General features: G+C 61.4%; 13 protein-coding genes, 1 tRNA gene and 3 pseudogenes. 13 read left to right on the top strand and 4 right to left on the bottom strand.

All coding sequences use genetic code 11. The features are described from left to right. Positions 1 to 55 precede the first annotated feature (55 nt). Both HGO40_RS04945 and HGO40_RS04940 read left to right on the top strand, forming a co-directional pair. Positions 56 to 3,799: pseudogene (locus tag HGO40_RS04945) on the top strand (bifunctional diguanylate cyclase/phosphodiesterase). 15 nt (positions 3,800 to 3,814) lie between these two features. Further along, positions 3,815 to 3,891, top strand: a tRNA-Ile gene (locus HGO40_RS04940). 132 nt (positions 3,892 to 4,023) lie between these two features. Here the strand turns inward: HGO40_RS04940 and HGO40_RS04935 are convergent. Beyond that, positions 4,024 to 4,272, bottom strand: a pseudogene (locus HGO40_RS04935) (HipA N-terminal domain-containing protein); the annotation flags it as partial. Beyond that, the gene (locus tag HGO40_RS04930) at positions 4,272 to 4,523 is read right to left on the bottom strand and encodes a helix-turn-helix transcriptional regulator (RefSeq protein WP_250962128.1); all 252 of its coding nucleotides are present in this window, start codon (positions 4,521 to 4,523) and stop codon (positions 4,272 to 4,274) included. The gene HGO40_RS04930 and the pseudogene HGO40_RS04935, both read right to left, overlap by 1 nt. A gap of 286 nt (positions 4,524 to 4,809) precedes the next feature. Between HGO40_RS04930 and HGO40_RS04925 the strand changes: the two genes are divergently transcribed. The 11 genes and pseudogenes from HGO40_RS04925 (at position 4,810) to HGO40_RS04875 (ending at position 18,245) form a co-directional block, all read left to right on the top strand. Beyond that, positions 4,810 to 7,098: a hypothetical protein gene (locus tag HGO40_RS04925; protein WP_250962127.1), complete on the top strand. Its 2,289-nt coding sequence runs from the start codon at positions 4,810 to 4,812 to the stop codon at positions 7,096 to 7,098. A gap of 34 nt (positions 7,099 to 7,132) precedes the next feature. Then, positions 7,133 to 7,594, top strand: a complete 462-nt coding sequence (locus HGO40_RS04920) for an Lrp/AsnC family transcriptional regulator (RefSeq protein ID WP_018607342.1) — start codon at positions 7,133 to 7,135, stop codon at positions 7,592 to 7,594. Positions 7,595 to 7,868: 274 nt separating this feature from the next. Continuing rightward, entirely contained in the window at positions 7,869 to 9,551 is a 1,683-nt protein-coding gene (locus tag HGO40_RS04915; RefSeq protein ID WP_250962126.1) for a flavin monoamine oxidase family protein, read from the top strand. Between the two features lie 12 nt (positions 9,552 to 9,563). Beyond that, a complete protein-coding gene (locus HGO40_RS04910; protein ID WP_250962125.1) occupies positions 9,564 to 10,358 on the top strand; it encodes a carbon-nitrogen hydrolase family protein in 795 nt (264 codons plus the stop codon). 62 nt (positions 10,359 to 10,420) lie between these two features. Continuing rightward, positions 10,421 to 12,853, top strand: a pseudogene (gene pqqF, locus HGO40_RS04905) (pyrroloquinoline quinone biosynthesis protein PqqF). A gap of 170 nt (positions 12,854 to 13,023) precedes the next feature. Continuing rightward, positions 13,024 to 13,098: a pyrroloquinoline quinone precursor peptide PqqA gene (pqqA, locus tag HGO40_RS04900; protein WP_003177660.1), complete on the top strand. Its 75-nt coding sequence runs from the start codon at positions 13,024 to 13,026 to the stop codon at positions 13,096 to 13,098. Positions 13,099 to 13,178: 80 nt separating this feature from the next. Beyond that, entirely contained in the window at positions 13,179 to 14,090 is a 912-nt protein-coding gene (pqqB, locus tag HGO40_RS04895) for a pyrroloquinoline quinone biosynthesis protein PqqB (RefSeq protein ID WP_250962124.1), read from the top strand. A gap of 212 nt (positions 14,091 to 14,302) precedes the next feature. Beyond that, on the top strand, positions 14,303 to 15,055 hold the full coding sequence (gene pqqC, locus HGO40_RS04890; RefSeq protein ID WP_250962123.1) for a pyrroloquinoline-quinone synthase PqqC: 753 nt from the start codon (positions 14,303 to 14,305) through the stop codon (positions 15,053 to 15,055). Beyond that, a complete protein-coding gene (pqqD, locus tag HGO40_RS04885) occupies positions 15,052 to 15,327 on the top strand; it encodes a pyrroloquinoline quinone biosynthesis peptide chaperone PqqD (protein ID WP_250962122.1) in 276 nt (91 codons plus the stop codon). Before pqqC ends, pqqD begins: the two co-directional genes overlap by 4 nt. Then, positions 15,320 to 16,450: a pyrroloquinoline quinone biosynthesis protein PqqE gene (gene pqqE / locus HGO40_RS04880; RefSeq protein WP_189656235.1), complete on the top strand. Its 1,131-nt coding sequence runs from the start codon at positions 15,320 to 15,322 to the stop codon at positions 16,448 to 16,450. Before pqqD ends, pqqE begins: the two co-directional genes overlap by 8 nt. Beyond that, positions 16,416 to 18,245: an alpha/beta hydrolase family protein gene (locus HGO40_RS04875; RefSeq protein ID WP_250962121.1), complete on the top strand. Its 1,830-nt coding sequence runs from the start codon at positions 16,416 to 16,418 to the stop codon at positions 18,243 to 18,245. The genes pqqE and HGO40_RS04875 overlap by 35 nt, the downstream gene beginning before the upstream one ends. A 129-nt stretch (positions 18,246 to 18,374) precedes the next feature. On the opposite strand, the gene HGO40_RS04870 is transcribed toward HGO40_RS04875, so the two are convergent. Together HGO40_RS04870 and HGO40_RS04865 are read right to left on the bottom strand one after the other, a co-directional pair. Then, positions 18,375 to 18,533: a YqaE/Pmp3 family membrane protein gene (locus HGO40_RS04870; RefSeq protein ID WP_003177654.1), complete on the bottom strand. Its 159-nt coding sequence runs from the start codon at positions 18,531 to 18,533 to the stop codon at positions 18,375 to 18,377. Between the two features lie 345 nt (positions 18,534 to 18,878). Further along, a complete protein-coding gene (locus HGO40_RS04865) occupies positions 18,879 to 20,657 on the bottom strand; it encodes an acyl-CoA dehydrogenase C-terminal domain-containing protein (protein WP_250962120.1) in 1,779 nt (592 codons plus the stop codon). Positions 20,658 to 20,790 lie beyond the last annotated feature (133 nt).

Here is a 20,790-nt window from a genome sequence, read left to right as displayed (position 1 = left end):
CACCCTGTTGCCGTCTACACTCGACTCATCCTCACCAAGCCATGACGAGACAGTGATGCCCAGACTTACGGCCGCGCTTTTGCTGTCATTGATGACCTGGACCGCAACAGCTGGCGCGTTGACGCTCACCGACGAGGAGCTCCGCTGGCTCAAGGACCACCCCGTCCTGCGCCTGGGTGTCGACGCCTCCTGGCCGCCGTTTGAGTTCCGCGACGATCAAGGCCGTTCTCAGGGCCTGGCCGCCGATTACATCGAGATCATCCGTGAACGATTGGCCGTCAAGGTCACCCCCATCGAGCCGGTCAGTTGGACGGCCGTGCTGGAGCAGGTCGCACAAGGCAAGATCGATCTTTTGCCAGGCATCATGTCCACCCCGGAGCGCCAGAATTACCTGGCATTTACCCGCCCCTACCTGGACTTCCCCATTGTCATCCTGGCTCATCACGGTGGCGCCCGGCCTCACAACCTCAAGGAACTGTACGGGCTGAAGATCGCCGTGGTGGAGAACTATGCCCCCCATGAATTGCTACGCAACCATCATCCCGACCTGAACCTGGTGGCACTGCCCAACGTCAGCTCAGCCCTGCAAGCACTGGCGACCGACGAAGTGGATGCGGTAGTGGGCGATCTGGCTTCCAGTGTCTGGAGCCTGCGCCAACTCAAGCTCGAAGGCCTTTATGTCAGCGGGGAAACGCCCTATCGCTACCAGCTAGCAATGGCCGTCCCTCAAGACAACAAGATATTGGTCAGTATCCTGGATAAGGTCATCGCGGACATGAGCCCGGCCGAGGTCGCCGAGATCCAGCAGAAATGGGTCGGCAATGTGCATGACTACCGCCAGCTCTGGTCGGACTTGCTGCTGTACGGCCTGCCGGCGCTGCTGCTCCTGGTCGGCATATTGGCGGTGGTGATTCGCATCAACCGCCGGCTCAGTTCGGAGATCGCCCGACGGGTCGAGCTTGAGCAGGAGCTGCGCAGCAGCGAATACCATTACCGTGGGCTGGTGGAGAGCCTGTCGGCCATTGCCTGGGAGGCAAGGGTCAGCGATTTCACCTACAGCTACGTGTCGCCCCACGCCGAAGACCTGTTGGGCTATCCCCTCTCCCATTGGCTGGTCCCAGGTTTCTGGCGCAATATCATTCATCCCGCCGACCTGATCCGTGCCCAGAGCTACTGTGATCATGAAGTGTTGGCCGGACGCGACCACTGCATCGATTACCGGGTGATCACCGCCGATGGCCGCTGTCTGTGGGTACGCGATATTGTCAGCCTGATCGAACACGGGCACGAACCGCTGATGCGCGGGCTGATGATCGATATCAGTGAAGCCAAGCGTACCGAGGAAGCCCTGCGTCTTTCGGAGCAGAAATTTGCCTCGGTGTTCCGCCAGTGCCCGGATATCCTGGTGATTGCGCGGCTGTTTGACGGTTGCCTGCTGGAGGTCAACAAGGCCTTCGAAGAGCAGATCGGCTTGAGTGCCGCAGACGTGATAGGGCGTAGCGCAACCGCACTGGATATCTGGGGCATCCAGGGTGTGGGGCCGGGCCTGTTGCAGCGCTTGCAGGCCGGCAGCATTCGCAACCTGGAAATGCCCTTTCGCCGCAGCAATGGCCAGGTGTTCACCGGGCTGATCTCCGCCGAGCCCTTCGACCTCGACACGACACCCGCCCTGGTCGTGGTGGTGCGGGACATCAGCCAGCTCAAGGAAACCCAGCAACAACTGCAGACATCCGAAGAGAAGTTCGCCAAGGCATTCCACGCCTCGCCCGATGGATTGCTGCTGTCCCGACAAAGCGATGGCTTGCTGATTGAAGTCAACGAAGGATTCAGCCGCATTACCGGCTTCAACAGCGCCCTGTCGGTGGACCGCTCTACCCTGGACCTGGGCATCTGGGTCAATCTCAACGAGCGCAAACAGATGCTCGACCTGCTGAAACGGGACGGCTTCGTCAGGGATTTCAGCTGCCATATCCGTCGCAACGACGGGCAGATACGGCTCTGCGAAGTGTCCAGCCGCCCGCTGCCCATCGGCAACGAAGATTGCATGCTGACCATCGCCCGGGACATTACCGAACGCCACCTGATGCAGGAAAAACTGCAACAGGCCGCCACCGTGTTCGAAAGCACTGCCGAAGGCGTGCTGATCACCGATACCCAACAACACATCAGCGCCGTGAACCGGGCCTTCACTGAAATCACCGGCTATAGCGAAACCGAAGCCTTGGGCCACACCCCCCGGCTGTTGGCTTCCGGCCTGCATGACAGCGCGTTTTATGCGGCGATGTGGCACCAGTTGACAGCGGAGGGACACTGGCAGGGAGAGATCTCCAACCGGCGCAAGAACGGCGAGCTGTACCCCAGTTGGCTGACCATCAGCGCGGTGCGCAATCGGGACCGACAGATCACCCATTTCGTCGCCGTCTTCGCCGATATCTCCAGCCTCAAACACGCCCAGGCCCGGCTCGATTACCAGGCTCACCACGACCCGCTGACGGGCCTGCCCAATCGCACGCTGTTCGAAAGCCGCTTGTTGGCGGCCCTTAACAGCCAGCAGGAAAACGGCGGCCAGGGTGCCGTGCTGTTCCTGGACCTGGACCGCTTCAAGCACATCAACGACAGCCTCGGACACCCGGTCGGCGACTTGCTGCTCAAGGGCATCGCCGTGCGCTTGCGCGAGCAGTTGCGTGACATCGACACCGTGGCGCGTCTGGGCGGCGACGAGTTCATTATCCTGCTGCCGGGCCTGCAACAGCCCAGCGATGCCGAGCACATCGCCCAGAAACTGTTGAACTGCTTTACCGCACCGTTCCAGGCCGGCGAACACGAGTTCTTCATCAGCGCCAGCATCGGCACCAGCCTCTACCCGCAGGATGGCTGCGACGTCGCCACGCTGGTCAAGAATGCCGACGCGGCGATGTACCGCTCCAAGGCCAAGGGGCGCAACCGGGTGGAGAAATACACCCGCGACCTCACCGCCCAGGCCAGCGAGCGCGTGGCCTTGGAACACGAACTGCGCCGGGCGATTGAACGCAACGAGCTGTCACTGTCCTTCCAACCGAAAATCAGCCTCGTCGACAATCGATTGGTAGGCGCCGAGGCACTGATTCGCTGGTATCACCCGACATTTGGCGACGTCCCGCCCGAACACTTCATCCCGTAGGCGGAAGAAAACGGCATGATCCTGCAAATTGGTGACTGGGTTCTGGAACGTGCCTGCCGGCAACTGTGCGAATGGAACAGCACCTACGAAAGCCTCGGCCCACTGTCGGTCAACCTGGCCGGCGCCCAACTGCGTCAACCCAACTTGCTGGGGCGTATCGAACAACTGCTGCGCGAACACCAACTCAAGCCCGACTTATTGCAACTGGAAATTACCGAAAACTTCATCATGAGCCAGGCCGAAGAGGCCCTGACGGTGCTGCACCAGCTGAAAAAGCTCGGCGTGCAACTGGCCATCGACGACTTCGGCACGGGCTATTCCTCCCTGAGTTATCTCAAGCGCCTGCCGCTGGACATCCTCAAGATCGACCAGTCCTTCGTCCGCGGCCTGCCCGATGACCCCCACGATGCGGCCATCGTGCGGGCAATCATCGCCTTGGGCCGCAGCATGCAGTTCACCATCATCGCCGAAGGTGTCGAAACCCTGGCCCAGCAGCAATTCCTGACCGAAGAGGGTTGCGAACAGATCCAGGGCTACATCGTCAGCCTGCCCCTGTGCGCCGAGGAGTTCGCCGCAACGTTTCTACGTGTGGCCGTATCGGATTTTTCGGATAGCACAGCCGAGAAACCGTCGCTATAATCCGCGGCCTACTGAGGGCCTATAGCTCAGTTGGTTAGAGCAGAGGACTCATAATCCTTTGGTCCACGGTTCGAGTCCGTGTGGGCCCACCAAATTGAAAGCCGCGCATTGCGCGGCTTTTGAGTTTTCAGAAAGGGATTACGCCCTATCCGAAGGTTTTCATAAACGGCTCAGCACATTGCCTGATTGCCGCAACCATATTCGGTGCCCGCTCACACAGCTCAGTTGACGTTCGCCACTTTGGCCAAGCGGTTACGTAGCTGCTCCAAGACGTAACCTTCCGGCAGATTCATCTGGAAGATCGGGTGCAGTTCTCGATGACGATATTCATCCAGGCGCACAGGCATCAATAAACTGATCGCAGCCTGCGCATTAGCTTCTTCGTGATAACGAAACAGGTAGTCTCCACCACTGCCCTGAAACATTTTCCCACTGTCGCCTTCAGGCACCGCAACCTGTAGTAAGGTCGTCATCAGTCGAACACTCCCTGGATTTCGTCAAGCGTGGTCATTGCAGCTGGCACCACGGCGAACTCACAATCCAGAGCTCCCAGAATTCGCGCGTAGGCGAGCATGCCCACCGACAGGTCACCCTTTTCAATGGCGATGACCTTCTGCCGGGTGATACCCGCCAAAGTAGCGAGATCGGCTTGGGTCAGACCGCGATTCAGGCGGCGCTGCCGGACCTGCTGGCCAAGACGCGTTGTGATAAGGGCATAGTCCATGTTCTGTATACGCAACAATCTAATTAAGATGTAACGTATACCTAACTTGTAAAAAAATCAAAACCGCTGTGTCCCATAGGGAGCAGTTCTCCCCGTTAGCCTCTTTCGCTCCATTACAATAAAAATCCCCTCCCTCACCGAGACGCCTATCATCGCCAGCCCCAGCCTCCCCCGCCTGTTTCTTGAACTGTTCTGGCAACTCGGCATCCTGCTGGTACCAGCCTTTTTCGTCACAATACTGCCGCCCCCATTGGCCTTGCTGGCGGTAGTCTGCCTCGGATTGCTGATGGGCCTTGCCGCTCGCCTGGGCTTTTTGGCGATGGGCCGGGGCATTGCCCGGTTGGCGGTCGGCGCGGTGTTTGGCCTGGGCTTCAGCCTGGGTCGGGCGTTGCCTGAGTGGTGGGGTATTTTGGTGGCGATTGTCGGCATCATCGTCGGGCTCGCCTGCGTCAGTCGCTGGGAGCGGCGCCTTGGGTTGGCGCCCGTTTCCAGCAAAGGGCCGAGTGCCTGGGGTGGAAATGAGCCATTGCTGACCCCTGAAGGCGAGCCGATCCGGGTCTTCAACCACGGCGAAATCGCCATGGGCGGCCCGACCTATTGCGACTATCTGTTCCCTGATGGCGCCCTCCTTCTCGGTTTGGGTTCCTCGGCCCTGTTCTCCCGCGACGGGCGCTACTTCGCCGCGACAATACCGTCCCGGCAGGACTGGGGCCTGCTGATTCTCGACCGCCAGCAGCGTCAGGTGTATCGCTGCGCCGACAGCGAACTCTGGGAGCTGGACGCTTTTGACCTCGGCGTTCTGAGCGGGCGTCATAGCCCACTGGTGAACGACAGCGTTCGCGAAGTTCGGTTGCCTGAGCTATTCCAGACGGCCAGTGTTACGCACCTGCTACCCTTCGCTGACCTGTGGCTGGAATCCGATTGGCATCCCGAACAGGTTCAACAGCCCTTTGAACGGCGCTCCCCTGATGGGCAGCATTGCCTGCGGGGCGACATCGCCTTGCCCGCGACCTTTCGCAACCTGGCCCCACCGCTGGAACCGCTGGTTTCCCCGCGCTATACCATCAGCATCAACGAGCAACCGTCCGGCCTGCAGATGGCGGCCGATGCGCCGTTGATCTGGAGCAGCGATCATCGCGCCCTGGTGTGCCTGGCTCAGGCGCAGGATGCCCAAGCAGATGGCGACCAGTATTGGTTGTGGCAGCTCGACAACAGCTGGCGGGCCTTGCCGTCGCCCTGGGTGAGGCGGGAAGCGGAACCATCCTTCTACTGGCATGAATTGCTGGGCCTCGACACCCATCACGTATTTATCGGCTCGTACCTCGACTATGCGCGACCGGGCTCCGGCCGGTATGGCTATCGCCTGGACAGCATCCACGGCGATACCGAGACCCAGGCCGGTCACGACGCCCAAGGTCGCGTGCAGGTTGGCGAATTTACGCTGACCCGCATGACCATCGCGATGCCGTTGGACAGCCAAGGCCAGCGCGGCGATTCATTCATTGAAACGCAACCGATGCAGGACGGAGTACGCGCGCGGCTGACCTGGCTTGTCGATAATTCCGACGGGCTGGGAAGCTATCGTTGCCAGATCGGTGACTGGCACTTGCCGGGAAGTTGGCTGCTGGATCACCGCGTCTCTGACTGCGGACGTTACCTGGCACTGCTGCCCTTCGAACAGTCAACGACCGTAACCACCCATGGGGTGGTTGCCGACGTGAAGGATCGACGCCTGCTGGTAGGGCCGCCGATGTGGGTGCAGCGCATCCTCGATTTTCGTGATGGCCGGCTGAGCCTGGCGGTGGTCGCCGGTCGTCTTGACCAGGATCTGGACAGTAGCGCACTGCAACGCTTCAACATTCCTGCGCCGCCGATTGGCGGTGATCCTGCATTCTTTCATCCCGACGAACGTTCCCGGCTGTTCTACAACACCGTGGAGCTGCAGGTGACGGGCTCACAATTGCACAGCATCGCCCCCTGGCGCCTGGTGGATTGCCCGCAAGTGGCCAACGCCGACGGCGACTTCATCCTGCCCGCGCCTGACCACCGGGATGCCGCCTGGTTGTTCGGCAGCGAAACGGAATATGCCGACAGTTGGGTGCGTGCCCAGACGCCCCGGCTCGGAGGCCATTTGCTGACAGTCTCAGGCTGCGCGTTGGTCGACTTGGCGCCCTCGATGATCTGGTCGACGGATGCCCGTTATCTCGCCCTGACTTGCATGGCGACCGATGCGGCAGAACTGTGTGGCAGCTACCGGGGCTGGCAATTATTGCTTCTGGACGTCCAGCAGCACACGTTGCGGGTGCACCCACAATGGCTGGGCAACCGGCCGCTGTTTGAACGCTTCGACGAGCAACTGCATGTACGTTGCTTTGAGCGCGATTGGGCAGCCGAAGACGATGACGACCCTGGTTCAGTGCAGGCGTTCTCCCTGGATGCTCTGTTGCAGTTGCCCGCTGAACAGTTGGTTTGCCAGGACGGTTTCTGGCTCAGGACGTCACAGACGCACCTGGCCTGCGCCTGGCGCGCACTGGCTTTGCCTGCCGTTGGCTACTTCGCCCATGAGAGCCTGTAACATGCCGCCATCGATGCCTGCGCCGGAGCCCACCTTGACTGACACCCGCCCCCCCGTCCTCGACGAAATCGACCGGCAACTGATCGCGGCGCTACAAATCAACGCCCGGGAAAGCGTCGCGATGCTGGCTCGGCAACTGGGCATCGCCCGCACGACCGTGACGTCGCGGCTGGCGCGCCTGGAAAAGACCAAGGTGATTACCGGCTATGGCGTGCGCCTGGGCCAACGGGTGATTGACGGCGGCCTGCAGGCTTACGTCGGCATCAAGGTCCAACCGCGCTCCGGCAAGGACGTGCTGCGACGTTTGAGCGCCATGGCCCAGGTCCAACAGTTGTGTGCGGTCAGTGGCGAGTTCGACTACGTCGCCTGGCTGCGCACCGACTCTCCAGAACAGCTGGATCAACTGCTGGACCAGATTGGCAGCGTGGACGGTGTCGAGAAAACCACCACCTCGATCATCCTCAGCAGCAAGATCGACCGGGGCCAGCCCGTCTAGCCCTGCGCCACTTAACCTGTGGGAGCGAGCTTGCTCGCGATAGCGGTCTGTCAGTCCATGCAAGCGTTACTGAACTGACGTCATCGCGAGCAAGCTCGCTCCCACAGCGGACTGGTTTCGTCATTACGATGGAATAACTGGTCGAAATGACTGGAAGATATTCAAAACGACGACATATTGTGTCTTATTAACGTGTTCCACCCTCCCTAGAATGGCTGGCATCTTTCCTATACTCAGACGCGAAGCCGCGTCGAGTCGCCCATCAAGGTCAGCCATGAACAAGAACAATCGCCACCCAGCAGACGGTAAGAAGCCCATCACCATTTTCGCGCCGGACTTTCCTTTCGCCTTTGACGACTGGATTGAACATCCGGCCGGCCTGGGCAGTATTCCCGCGCACAACCAGGGTACGGAAGTGGCGATTGTCGGTGCAGGGATCGCCGGTCTGGTGGCGGCGTACGAGCTGATGAAGCTGGGACTCAAGCCCGTGGTCTACGAGGCGTCGAAGATGGGTGGGCGCCTGCGTTCACAGGCGTTCAACGGCGCTGAAGGGGTGATCGCCGAGCTGGGCGGCATGCGTTTTCCGGTGTCGTCCACCGCGTTCTACCACTACGTCGACAACCTGGGGCTGGAGACCAAACCGTTTCCCAACCCGCTGACCCCGGCGTCCGGCAGCACGGTTATCGACCGGGAAGGCCAGACCTATTACGCCCAGAAACTGGCGGACCTTCCTGCCCTGATCCAGGAAGTCGCCGACGCCTGGGCCGATGCGCTGGAAGACGGCTCACGCTTCAGCGAGATCCAGCAAGCGATCCGCGACCGCGACGTGCCCCGTCTCAAGGCGTTGTGGAACACCTTGGTGCCTCTCTGGGACGACCGCACCTTCTACGACTTCGTCGCCACCTCCAAGGCGTTCGCCAAGCTCTCGTTCCAGCACCGCGAAGTGTTCGGCCAGGTCGGTTTCGGCACGGGCGGTTGGGATTCGGATTTCCCCAATTCGATGCTGGAAATCTTCCGCGTCGTAATGACCAACTGCGACGACCACCAGCATCTGGTGGTCGGCGGCGTCGAACAGGTGCCCCACGGCATCTGGAACCACGTGCCGGAACGCTGTGCGCACTGGCCCGAAGGAACCAGCCTGAATTCGCTGCACCTGGGCGCCCCCCGCAGCGGCGTGAAGCGCATTGCCCGTGCGGCCGATGGCCGGTTCAGCGTGACGGACGTCTGGGAAAATACCCGCGAGTACGCCGCCGTGCTGGTCACCTGCCAGAGCTGGCTGCTGACCACCCAGATCGAATGTGAAGAAGCGCTGTTCTCGCAAAAGATGTGGATGGCCCTGGACCGCACCCGCTACATGCAATCGTCCAAGACATTCGTGATGGTCGACCGGCCGTTCTGGAAGGACAAGGACCCGGAAACCGGCCGCGACCTGATGAGCATGACCCTGACCGACCGCCTGACCCGTGGCACCTATCTGTTCGACAACGGCGACGACAAGCCCGGCGTGATTTGCCTGTCGTACTCCTGGATGAGCGACGCGCTGAAAATGCTCCCGCATCCGGTGGAAAAACGCGTGAAGCTGGCCCTCGATGCCCTGAAGAAGATCTACCCCAAGGTGGACATCGCCGCACGCATCATTGGCGACCCGATCACCGTGTCCTGGGAAGCGGATCCGCATTTCCTCGGCGCTTTCAAGGGCGCCCTGCCCGGCCACTATCGCTACAACCAGCGCATGTACGCGCATTTCATGCAGGACGACATGCCGGCCGAACAACGCGGGATCTTTATCGCCGGCGATGACGTCTCATGGACACCTGCCTGGGTCGAAGGCGCAGTACAGACCTCACTCAATGCCGTGTGGGGAATCATGAAGCACTTCGGCGGAGAAACTCACGCCGAGAACCCGGGTCCAGGTGATGTGTTCCATGAGATCGGTCCGATCGCCCTACCTGAATAAAAGGAGTTTTTGATGCGTGTAGCCCTCTACCAATGCCCACCGCTGCCACTGGATCCAGCCGGCAACCTGCAACGCCTGCACCAGGTAGCGTTGGAGGCCAGGGGCGCCGACGTGCTGGTACTGCCGGAGATGTTCATGACTGGCTACAACATCGGCGTCGACGCGGTGAATGTATTGGCCGAGGTCTACAACGGCGAGTGGGCGCAACAGATCGGCCGCATTGCCAAGGCGGCCGGCCTGGCGATTGTCTATGGCTACCCCGAACGCAGCGAAGACGGGCAGATCTACAACGCCGTGCAGTTGATCGACGCCCAGGGCGAGCGCCTGGCCAACTACCGCAAGAGCCACTTGTTCGGTGATCTCGATCACGCCATGTTCAGCGCTGGCGACTCAGCGCTGCCTATCGTCGAGCTCAACGGCTGGAAGCTCGGCCTGCTGATCTGCTACGACCTGGAGTTCCCGGAGAACGCCCGCCGCCTGGCCCTGGCCGGCGCCGAGCTGATCCTGGTGCCGACCGCCAATATGCAACCCTACGAGTTCATCGCCGACATCACCGTCCGTGCCCGCGCCATCGAGAACCAGTGCTTCGTGGCCTACGCCAACTACTGCGGCCACGAAGGTGAACTGCTGTATTGCGGCCAAAGCAGCATCGCCGCACCGAATGGCAGCCGACCGGCGCTTGCGGGGTTGGACGAGGCCTTGATCTTCGCAGAACTGGATCGACAACTGATGGACGATTCCCGAGCGGCCTACAACTACCTGCATGATCGCCGCCCCGAGCTTTACGACGACCTGCACAAACACTGATTGAGGATTGAGAACGCGGCCTAATCCGCTAGCATGAGCGCATCTTTGTTCTGGAAGCGCTCATGCCGGCCCCCGACTCCCTCCGCCCCCACACTGAAACCCTGGCCATCGGCTTGCGGGTGACATTGCGTCACGTCCCAGGCCTCAAGCGCGGCGCTGCAGTATTGCGAGTCGCGGCTGGTAGCCATGACGCGCCCCTGGCCTGGCCGGGATTGGCGCACTTGCTCGAGCATCTGTTCTTCCTCGGCACCGAGCGTTTTCCCGCTGGGGAGAACCTGATGGCCTACGTGCAGCGCCATGGTGGCCAAGTCAATGCGCGCACCAGCGAACGCACCACGGATTTTTTCTTCGAATTGCCACCCGCCACCTTCGCCGACGGACTGGAACGGCTGGGGGACATGCGCGCTCACCCACGCCTGGATGAGGCCGATCAGTTGCGTGAACGGGAAGTGCTACACGCCGAGTTCATCGCCTGGTCCCGGGATGCTGCAGCCCAGCGACAGCTTGCCTTGCATGACGGCCTGGCGGCGACCCATCCGCTGCGGGGTTTTCATGCGGGTAATCGCGACAGCCTCGCGGTGGAGCACGCCGAATTCCAAAGCGCGTTGCATGACTTCTACCGCAGCTTCTACCAGAGCGGCCAGATGAGCCTGAGCCTGGCCGGCCCGCAAAGCATCGACGCCTTGAAAGCGTTGGCGGAACAGTTCGGCAGCCATGTACCGACGGGTGAAGCGGTCGCCAGACTTTCTCCGCCCCAGCTGATGGCGTCGTCCCAGGCAAGTTATCAACAGGTCCACGAAGGCTGTCTCGACCTGCTGTTCGCCTTTGAAGATTTGCCCAGCGCCTCGCCCCAAGCCTTGGACTTTCTGTGTACGTGGCTGAACTCCAGCAAACCGGGCGGCCTGCTCGCCCTGTTGCGTCAACTCCACTTGGCTGACAGCCTCAAGGCCACCGCGCTGTATGAGTTTGCCGGACAGGCGCTGCTGCACATCGAATTCACGCACGCCAACGCCCAGACAGCGGCGCAGATCCAGCCGTTGCTGCACGACTGGTTGGGCTTCTTTGCCGCCCAGGACGACTGGGCGCCGTTGCGCCAGGAGTTCACCGCTCTGCTGCAGCGCCGGCAGGAAACAGGGTCAGCCTTGCAGTTGGCCCGCTGGGATTGTGAAGGACGTGACGGGCCGCTGTTGGCAAATGACCTCCTGAAGCTCAGGGAAATCCTCAAGCAACTGCACCCTGTCGACAACGTCACGGGACAATGGCAACTACCCGCGTCCAACCCGTTCCTGCAAACGCCAAGCGAAGCGCCTCGCGCCGGGTTGATACGCGGACAGACCAGCGCCCACCGTGGCTTGCGCACCTTCGCCCAGGACCGCTCCCGAGGCCGGCGGGAACGCTCGCCCATGCAGTTCAGCCAGGCGCTGCCCGACAACGGTCGTGAAGGCGCGGTGTACCTGCGCTGGCAACTGACGACTCAGGCACCGCTGGATCTTCAATCCCGGCTCGACCGGCATCTGGAGGAGGTGCGTGAGGATGCGCGCCAGGCCGGCGTGGACATCAGTTTCGAACCGTCCGCTCACCAATGGCTGCTGAAACTGGGCGGCTTGCAGGCCCCGATGCCGCGGGGGCTCGAACACGTCCTGGCGTAGCTTTCACAGCCGCTGCCCATGGCTCAGGCCGTCCACGAACCCACACCGCTACCCATTCGCCACCTGCTCAAAGCGCTGCCGAATCATTGCCGGCAATCGCCAGCGTTGCCCATGCCCGACAGCGACCAAAGCGTGTGGACAACGGCCCGCTGGGATGGACTGTCCATCGGTCTGTCGACCGCCACTCAAGGCGCGCTGGGCCCGGTGCTGGCCCGTGTGCCGGGAATCGCCAGCGAGGACATCAGTTTGGCGATGGCGCCGCGTGGACAACGCATCTGGCATACGCTCCAGACCCACGGTGAAGAAGCGGCCGTGCTGCTGTTTTGCCCGACCGCCACCCTGGCGCTGGCCGACGAGGCCGCCTGGCGGTTGCTGGCGCAGCTGTGCCAGACACCGTTCTATCAGCGCCTGCGGGTGGAGCTGCAGTTGGGTTATGCCGTGTTCAGCGGCTTGAAGCAGGTCGATGGGCAAACCGGATTGCTGTTCGGCGTCCAGTCGCCCAGCGTCTCGGCGGCGCAACTGATCGCCCACATCGAGACATTCCTGGCCGGGTTACCGGCGTTGATCCAGCAGCTCGATGATGCGTCCCTGACCGACCAGCAACAGGCGCTCGCCGCTCAACTCCAAACTGATGCCCTGCCCCGCGCCCCGGCCGCCGAACTGCTCTGGCAGGGCAAGTTGGCTGGCCGCCCGTCGGATTATCTTGAGCGACTGGCCGATGCCATCCTGCAACTGGATCGCCCACAACTACGAGCCGCCGCCCAGGGTTTGATCGACGCTGCCGGGGGATGGTATTGCCTGAGCAATGGCGCCTGCCCGACAGAGCGTTGGCAAGGGGCGCAATGATCATTGCAGCCGCTGTAATGAGCTTTCTTCGAGAATCGCGGCGAACGAATTTGTCAGATTTAGTAACATAGCCTCCTAAGCATCTGAACATCTCCGAACGGAGGTGGACTATATGTATAGGTTTCCATCGTTCCATCGAACCTGATTCCCCCAACCAAAGGAGTATTCCCATGTCTTGGTCCAAACCCGCATATATCGACCTGCGTATCGGTTTCGAAGTCACCATGTACTTCGCCAGCCGCTGATTGCTGCAGGCGCTCAAGCACGCAGCACTACGCCTCGGCCAGCCGAGGCGTTTTTATTTCGGTTTGCAGATGGAGCAGCCATGTTCGTCCAGATTCTAGGTTCCGCCGCCGGTGGCGGTTTCCCCCAGTGGAACTGCAACTGCGCCAATTGCGCAGGTTTTCGCAACGGCAGCCTGCGGGCCCAGGCGCGTACCCAGTCGTCCATCGCCCTGTCCGATGACGGGGTGAACTGGGTGCTGTGCAACGCCTCTCCGGACATTCGCGCCCAGCTCCAGGGCTTTGCCCCCATGCAGCCGGGCCGGGCCCTGCGCGACACCGGCATTGGCGCGATCATCCTGATGGACAGCCAGATCGACCACACCACCGGTCTGCTCAGCCTGCGTGAAGGTTGCCCGCACCAAGTCTGGTGCACCGACATGGTCCATGAAGACCTGAGCACCGGCTTTCCGCTGTTCAACATGCTGACCCACTGGAACGGCGGGTTGAGTTGGAATCGCATTGAACTCGACCAGAGTTTCACCATCGCCGCCTGCCCGAACCTGCGCTTCACCCCACTGCCCCTGCGCAGCGCCGCCCCACCTTATTCCCCGCACCGCTTCGACCCGCACCCGGGCGACAACATCGGGCTGATCGTCGAAGACCTGCGCACAGGCGGCAAACTGTTCTATGCCCCGGGCCTGGGCAAGGTCGACGAGTCGTTGCTGTCGATCATGGCCGGCAGCGATTGCCTGCTGGTGGACGGCGCGATGTGGGACGACGATGAAATGCAGCGCCGTGGCGTCGGCACCCGCACCGGTCGGGAAATGGGCCACCTGGCTCAAAACGGCCCCGGCGGCATGCTGGAAGTGCTGGAGCAACTGCCCGAGCAGCGCAAGGTCCTTATCCATATCAACAACACCAACCCGATTCTGGACGAAGACTCGCCCGAGCGGGCTGAGCTTGTACGTCGAAAGATTGAAGTGGCTTACGACGGAATGAGTATTGAGTTGTAGAAAGGGTGGGACGATGGTGGACGTGGGGTTGCAGTTGTGTCAGCCAACATTATTGCTGGCTGACAGGACGCATTCGCGAGCAAGCCCGCTCCCACAGAGACCGAGTAAGACTTGATATTTCATGCACCGCAAAACCAATGTGGGAGCGAGCCTGCTCGCGAAGAGGCTAGACCAGGCACCACCGCCGCCAACGGTTATTCCCGGAGACCGAAATGACTGACACCCCCCTGTCCCCCACCGAGTTCGAAGCCGCCCTGCGTGCCAAAGGCGCGTATTACCACATCCATCACCCCTATCACGTGGCGATGTATGAAGGCCGTGCCACTCGCGAGCAGATCCAGGGCTGGGTCGCGAACCGCTTCTACTACCAAGTGAATATCCCGCTCAAGGACGCCGCGATCCTGGCCAACTGCCCGGACAGGGAAATCCGCCGCGAGTGGATCCAGCGCCTGCTCGACCATGACGGCGCGCCCGGCGAAGACGGCGGCATCGAAGCCTGGCTGCGGCTGGGCCAGGCGGTGGGCCTGGACCCCGATCAACTGCGCTCCCAGGAATTGGTGCTGCCGGGCGTGCGCTTCGCGGTGGACGCCTACGTCAACTTCGCCCGCCGGGCCAGTTGGCAGGAAGCCGCCAGCAGCTCGTTGACCGAACTGTTCGCCCCGCAGATCCACCAGTCGCGCCTGGACAGCTGGCCGCAGCACTACCCGTGGATCGACCCGACCGGCTATGAATACTTCCGCACCCGCCTGGGCCAGGCCCGGCGTGATGTGGAGCATGGCCTGGCGATCACCTTGCAGCACTACACCACCCGCGCAGGGCAAGAACGCATGCTGGAGATTCTCCAGTTCAAACTGGACATCCTCTGGAGCATGCTCGACGCCATGACCATGGCCTACGAACTGAACCGCCCGCCCTATCACACCGTGACCGACCAACGGGTCTGGCACAAAGGAATTACCCTATGAGCTTCGACCGCCGCCAAACCCCGCGCTGGCGCCCCGGCTATCGCTTCCAGTACGAACCGGCCCAGAAAGGCCACGTGCTGCTCTATCCTGAAGGCATGATCAAGCTGAACGACAGCGCTGCGCTGATCGGAGGCCTGATCGATGGTGAACGGGATGTCGCGGCGATCATCGACGAGTTGGCGAAGCAGTTTGCCGACGTGCCGGAACTCGGTGACGACATCGAGCAATTCATGGAGGTCGCCCGTGCACAGCACTGGATCACCCTTGCCTGAGAAGCCCGCCGTCGGCCTGCCGCTGTGGCTGCTGGCCGAGCTGACCTATCGCTGCCCGCTGCAATGCCCATACTGCTCCAACCCGCTGGACTTCGCCGAGCAAGGCAAGGAACTGAGTACCGAGCAGTGGTTCAAGGTGTTTCGCGAAGCCCGGGAGATGGGCGCCGCGCAGTTGGGTTTTTCCGGTGGCGAGCCGTTGGTGCGCCAGGACCTGGCCGAATTGATCGGTGAAGCGCGCAGGCTGGGCTTCTATACCAATCTGATCACCTCTGGCATCGGTTTGACCGAACAGAAAATCAGCGACTTCAAAAAGGCCGGCCTGGACCATATCCAGATCAGTTTCCAAGCCAGCGACGAACAGGTGAACAACCTCCTGGCCGGCTCGAAGAAAGCCTTCGCGCAAAAACTGGAAATGGCCCGGGCGGTGAAAGCCCACGGCTATCCGATGGTGCTGAACTTCGTGACCCATCGGCACAACATCGACAAGATCGACCGCATCATCGAGCTGTGCATCGCCCTGGAAGCCGACTTCGTCGAGCTCGCCACTTGCCAGTTCTATGGCTGGGCGCAGCTCAACCGCGTCGGCCTGCTACCCACCCGGGAGCAACTGGTGCGCGCCGAGCGCATCACCAATGAGTACCGGGCCAAGCTGGAAGCCGAAGGCAACCCGTGCAAACTGATCTTTGTCACACCGGACTACTATGAAGAACGCCCCAAGGGCTGCATGAACGGCTGGGGCAGCATTTTCCTCACCGTCACGCCGGACGGCACGGCATTGCCCTGTCACGGCGCCCGACAGCTACCGGTGCAATTTCCCAATGTGCGCGACCACAGCATGCAGCACATCTGGTACGACTCGTTCGGCTTCAACCGCTTTCGCGGTTATGACTGGATGCCCGAACCGTGCCGCTCCTGTGATGAAAAGGAAAAGGACTTCGGCGGCTGTCGCTGCCAGGCGTTCATGCTCACGGGCGATGCCAGCAACGCCGACCCGGTGTGCAGCAAGTCCGAACATCACGGGGTGATCCTCAAGGCGCGTGAAGACGCCGAGCACGCCACACAAACCATTGAACAACTGGCCTTTCGCAATGAACGAAACTCGCGCCTCATCGCTAAAGGCTGAGCCTTTCAGCGCAACCCAGGCCGTTGCCGCCGGCACCGACTTCGCCGACCTGCAAGTCGGACCCTTGGGCTTGTTCTGGAATGAATACCGCCCCGCGGACGGCGCCTGCCGGATCTGGCATTGGCAAGACGCCAAGGCCCGCTGCCTGACGCCAGATGGCTTCAGCGCCCGCAGTCGGGTCTATGAATACGGCGGCGGGTCGTTCTGCCTGAGCCATGATGGCGTGCTGTTCGTCAACGAGGCCGACCAACAGCTGTACCATCAATCGCTGAGTGGCGATCAGCCCGTGGCGCTGACCTTCGGTGAGTGCCGCTATGGGGACCTTGGCTTTGCCGACGGCCAGGTGTTGGCGGTGGAAGAACAGGCCAACCAGCATCGCCTGGTGTCGATCGGATTGGCGGATCATCAACGGTATCTGTTGGCCGAAGGCGCCGAGTTCTACGCTTCGCCAACCCTGAGCCCGGACGGCCAGCGGCTCGCCTGGATTGAGTGGAGCCGTCCGCACCAACCCTGGACAGCAACGCGCTTGATGCTGGCCGAGCGCACTGCTTCTGGGTGGAGTGAGCCGCGCTGTGTGGCCGGCAACGGTGAGGAAGAATCCATCCAGCAACCGCGCTTCGACGCGGCCAGTCGCCTTTATTGCCTGACTGATCGCGGAGGTTACTGGCAGCCCTGGATGGAATCGGCCCAGGGTTTAGAACCCCTGCCCGCCGCCGCAGCCGATCATGCCCCAGCGCCGTGGCAACTGGGTGGCTGTACCTGGCTGCCGCTGGACGAACACACCTCCCTGGCGAGTTGGACCGAAGCAGGTTTCGGACGCCTGGGCTTGTGCCGCCGTGACAATGCCAGCGACGATTTCACCGGCACCTACAGCCGCTTTCGCAGCCTGGCGCTGGATGAGCGGTTCATCTACGCCATTGCCGCCTCGCCGACTCATCCATCGGCAGTCATTGCCATCGAGCGACAACATCATGAAGTAGTGGTGCTGGCCGGCGGTGTCACGCCATTACCCATCGAACAGATCAGTCGTCCGCGAACCCTGCGCTATCCATCCGGGTCAGGTGAAGCCCACGGGTTCTTTTACCCGGCCATGAATGCACAAGCGAAGCCGCCCTTGGTGGTGTTCATTCACGGCGGCCCTACCTCGGCCTGTTATCCCCTGTTCGATCCGCGTATTCAGTATTGGACCCAGCGCGGCTTTGCCGTTGCCGATCTCAATTACCGCGGCAGCAGCGGTTATGGCCGGGCGTATCGGCAGGCGCTGCATTTGAATTGGGGCGTGGTGGATGTCGAGGACGCCTGCGCGGTGGTCGCCTATCTGGATGAACAAGGCCTGATTGACAGCCGTTACGCGTTCATTCGAGGTGGCAGTGCCGGTGGCTACACGACCCTCTGCGCCTTGGCGTTCCAGGATGTATTCCGTGCCGGCGCCAGCCTCTATGGCGTGAGCGATCCTGTCGCCCTCGGCCGGGCCACGCACAAGTTCGAAGGTGATTACCTGGACTGGCTGATCGGCGACCCGCAACAGGACGCCGACCGCTATCGCGCCCGCACTCCGCTGTTGCACGCCGGGAACATCCGCGTGCCGGTGATCTTTTTCCAAGGTGAGTTGGACGCCGTGGTGGTACCGCAGCAAACCCGCGACATGGTCAGCGCTTTACAGGCCAACGGCGTGGCGGTCGAGGCGCACTACTATCCGGATGAGCGCCACGGTTTTCGCAAGGCGGCGAACCAGGCCCATGCGCTGGAGCATGAGTGGTTGTTCTATCGCAAGGTGATGGATAGCGATCTGTAGGCAGTGGGAACACCACCTGTGGCGAGGGAGCTTGCTCCCGCTCGATTGCGCAGCAATCGCAAAAGCTTGGGGCCGCTGCGCGACCCAGCGGGAGCAAGCTCCCTCGCCACAGATCTAACAACAGAAACTTCAGCGCTTGGCGATGATGTACACCGCGTGCACGATGCCTGGGATGTAACCCAACAGCGTCAGCAGGATATTCAACCAGAACGCCCCGCCAAAACCGACTTGCAGGAACACTCCCAGTGGCGGCAGCAGGATGGCGATAATAATGCGAATGAAATCCATGGATGACTCCCTGATCGACGATGGCCAAATTGCCATATAGCTCATTGACCCCAGACCGCTCGTCAGGGTTCAGTGGGACCCATGCTGAAGCAGCCCCAAGGGTTAGGCGCCTGCAAGAATAAAAAACGCAGGCAAAAGAAAACCCCGCCGAAGCGGGGCTTTGCAGACTGTTTCCCTGACATCCATTTCACTCCGCCGTCCTGGCAGAATCCTACGTGTCCGTGTTGTTACTTTGCGCGTCCTGCGCTACGTCCATGGAAGCTAGGTTAGTCCTGGATCCAATTCGCCGATAGAGGGAAAACACCGGCACGTTGTGTAAGCAAATGCTTACACAACGTCATCGTTTCAGAACTGGCCGGCTTCGAGCAGGAACAGCGACTCGCTGCCCGCCTTTACCGAAGCGCTCAAGGAGTGGATACGCGGCAGCAGGCGGGCGAAATAGAACCGCGCCGTCCCGAGTTTGCTCGCGTAGAAATCATCCTGGTTTTCCTTGCCCAAGGCAGCCCGGGCCATCAGCGCCCACATGTAGGCATACGCGGTGTAGCCGAGCGCCTGGAGATATTCCACCGACGCTGCGCCAATTTCGTTCGGGTTGCTCTTCGCCCGGTCCAGCAGCCAGTCGGTCAACTCATCCAGCGTGTCGACCGCGCTGTTCAACGGTTTGATGAACTCTTCCAAGTCGCCGTTCGCAGTGGCGGTGAAATGGCGAATCTCATCGGCGAACAAGCGGTAGAACGCACCGCCGCTGCCGACGATCTTGCGCCCCACCAGGTCCAGCGCCTGGATACCGTTGGTGCCTTCGTAGATCTGGGTGATGCGCACGTCACGCACCAGTTGTTCCTGGCCCCATTCGCGAATGTAACCATGCCCGCCGCACACCTGCTGGCCATGGACAGTGGTTTCCAGGCCGAGGTCGGGCAGGAACGCCTTGGCCACCGGCGTCAGCAACGCCACCAAGTCTTCGGCGCGCTTGCGGGTGACCGGGTCTTCGCTGAACTTGGCGGTGTCCAGTTGCATCGCCACGTAGGGGGAAAACGCCCGGCCACCCTCGTTCGAGGCTTTCATGGTCAACAGCATCCGGCGTACGTCGGGGTGGACGATGATCGGATCAGCGACCTTGTCCTTGTTCTGCGCACCGGTGGGCGAACGACTTTGCAGGCGGTCGCGGGCGTATTCGACGGCGTTCTGGTAGGAGCGCTCACCGGTGGCCAAGCCCTGGATGCCAACCCCAAGGCGCTCGTAGTTCATCATGGTGAACATCGCCGCCAGGCCTTTGTTCGGCTCGCCCACCAGATAGCCCACGGCTTCATCGAAGTTCATCACGCAGGTGGCGGACGCCTGGATGCCCATCTTGTGTTCGATCGAGCCGCAGTTGGCCGCGTTGCGCGCACCCAGGCTGCCGTCGGCATTGACCATGAACTTGGGCACCAGGAACAGCGAAATGCCCTTGGGGCCTGCCGGCGCGTCCGGGAGTTTCGCCAGTACCAAGTGAATGATGTTCTCGGTGAGGTCGTGCTCGCCACCGGTGATGAAAATCTTCGTGCCACTGACCTTGTAGGAACCGTCCGCCTGGGGCTCGGCCTTGGTGCGGATGATCCCCAGGTCCGTGCCTGCATGGGGCTCGGTCAGGCACATGGAGCCGGCCCAGACGCCAGCGTACATGTTCGGCAGGTACGTCGCCTTCAGCTCTTCGCTGGCATGGGCATTGATCGACAGGCAAGCACCGGCGGTCAGCATCGGGTACAGGCCGAAGGACAGGCTCGCGGAGTTGACCATTTCCTCGACCTGGGCCGAAACGGCCTTGGGCATGCCCATGCCGCCGTACACCGGGTCACCGCCGACACCGACCCAACCGCCTTCAGCATAAGTCTTGTAGGCCTGTGGGAAACCTGCCGGCGTGGTGACAGCGCCGTTCGCCCAGTGGCAACCTTCTTCGTCAGCAGAACGGCTGAGAGGCGCGATGCTTTTGCTGGTGACTTTGCCGGCTTCTTCCAGGATCGCTTCGACCGTTTCAGCGTCCACGGTGTCGGCCAGCACCGGCAATTGGGCCCAGAGTTTCGCGACCTCGAACACTTCATTGAGGACGAAGCGCATATCGCGCAGGGGCGCTTTGTAGTCAGCCATGGCAAACCTCGCAGGATCTAAACAATTGTTCGTAAAAGACGGTTTTCGCAGTGACCTGAGTGTACCTCAACAACTTTTGCGACACATAGGGTCAATCAATGACTGTTTTGTTATTTTTAGTCACCAGAAAGAC

The sequence above is a fragment of the Pseudomonas sp. CG7 genome (assembly GCF_023701885.1).
GTDB lineage: Bacteria > Pseudomonadota > Gammaproteobacteria > Pseudomonadales > Pseudomonadaceae > Aquipseudomonas > Aquipseudomonas zanjanensis.
This window is presented reverse-complemented; position numbering and strand designations above follow the sequence as displayed.

Coding starts and splice junctions, on each gene's coding strand:
- HGO40_RS04930 (WP_250962128.1), bottom strand. CDS start 4,523: ATGGACTATGCCCTTATCACAACGCGTCTTGGCCAGCAGGTCCGGCAG.
- HGO40_RS04875 (WP_250962121.1), top strand. CDS start 16,416: ATGAACGAAACTCGCGCCTCATCGCTAAAGGCTGAGCCTTTCAGCGCA.
- HGO40_RS04865 (WP_250962120.1), bottom strand. CDS start 20,657: ATGGCTGACTACAAAGCGCCCCTGCGCGATATGCGCTTCGTCCTCAAT.
- HGO40_RS04925 (WP_250962127.1), top strand. CDS start 4,810: ATGGGCCTTGCCGCTCGCCTGGGCTTTTTGGCGATGGGCCGGGGCATT.
- pqqD (WP_250962122.1), top strand. CDS start 15,052: ATGAGCTTCGACCGCCGCCAAACCCCGCGCTGGCGCCCCGGCTATCGC.
- pqqC (WP_250962123.1), top strand. CDS start 14,303: ATGACTGACACCCCCCTGTCCCCCACCGAGTTCGAAGCCGCCCTGCGT.
- HGO40_RS04915 (WP_250962126.1), top strand. CDS start 7,869: ATGAACAAGAACAATCGCCACCCAGCAGACGGTAAGAAGCCCATCACC.
- pqqB (WP_250962124.1), top strand. CDS start 13,179: ATGTTCGTCCAGATTCTAGGTTCCGCCGCCGGTGGCGGTTTCCCCCAG.
- HGO40_RS04910 (WP_250962125.1), top strand. CDS start 9,564: ATGCGTGTAGCCCTCTACCAATGCCCACCGCTGCCACTGGATCCAGCC.
- HGO40_RS04870 (WP_003177654.1), bottom strand. CDS start 18,533: ATGGATTTCATTCGCATTATTATCGCCATCCTGCTGCCGCCACTGGGA.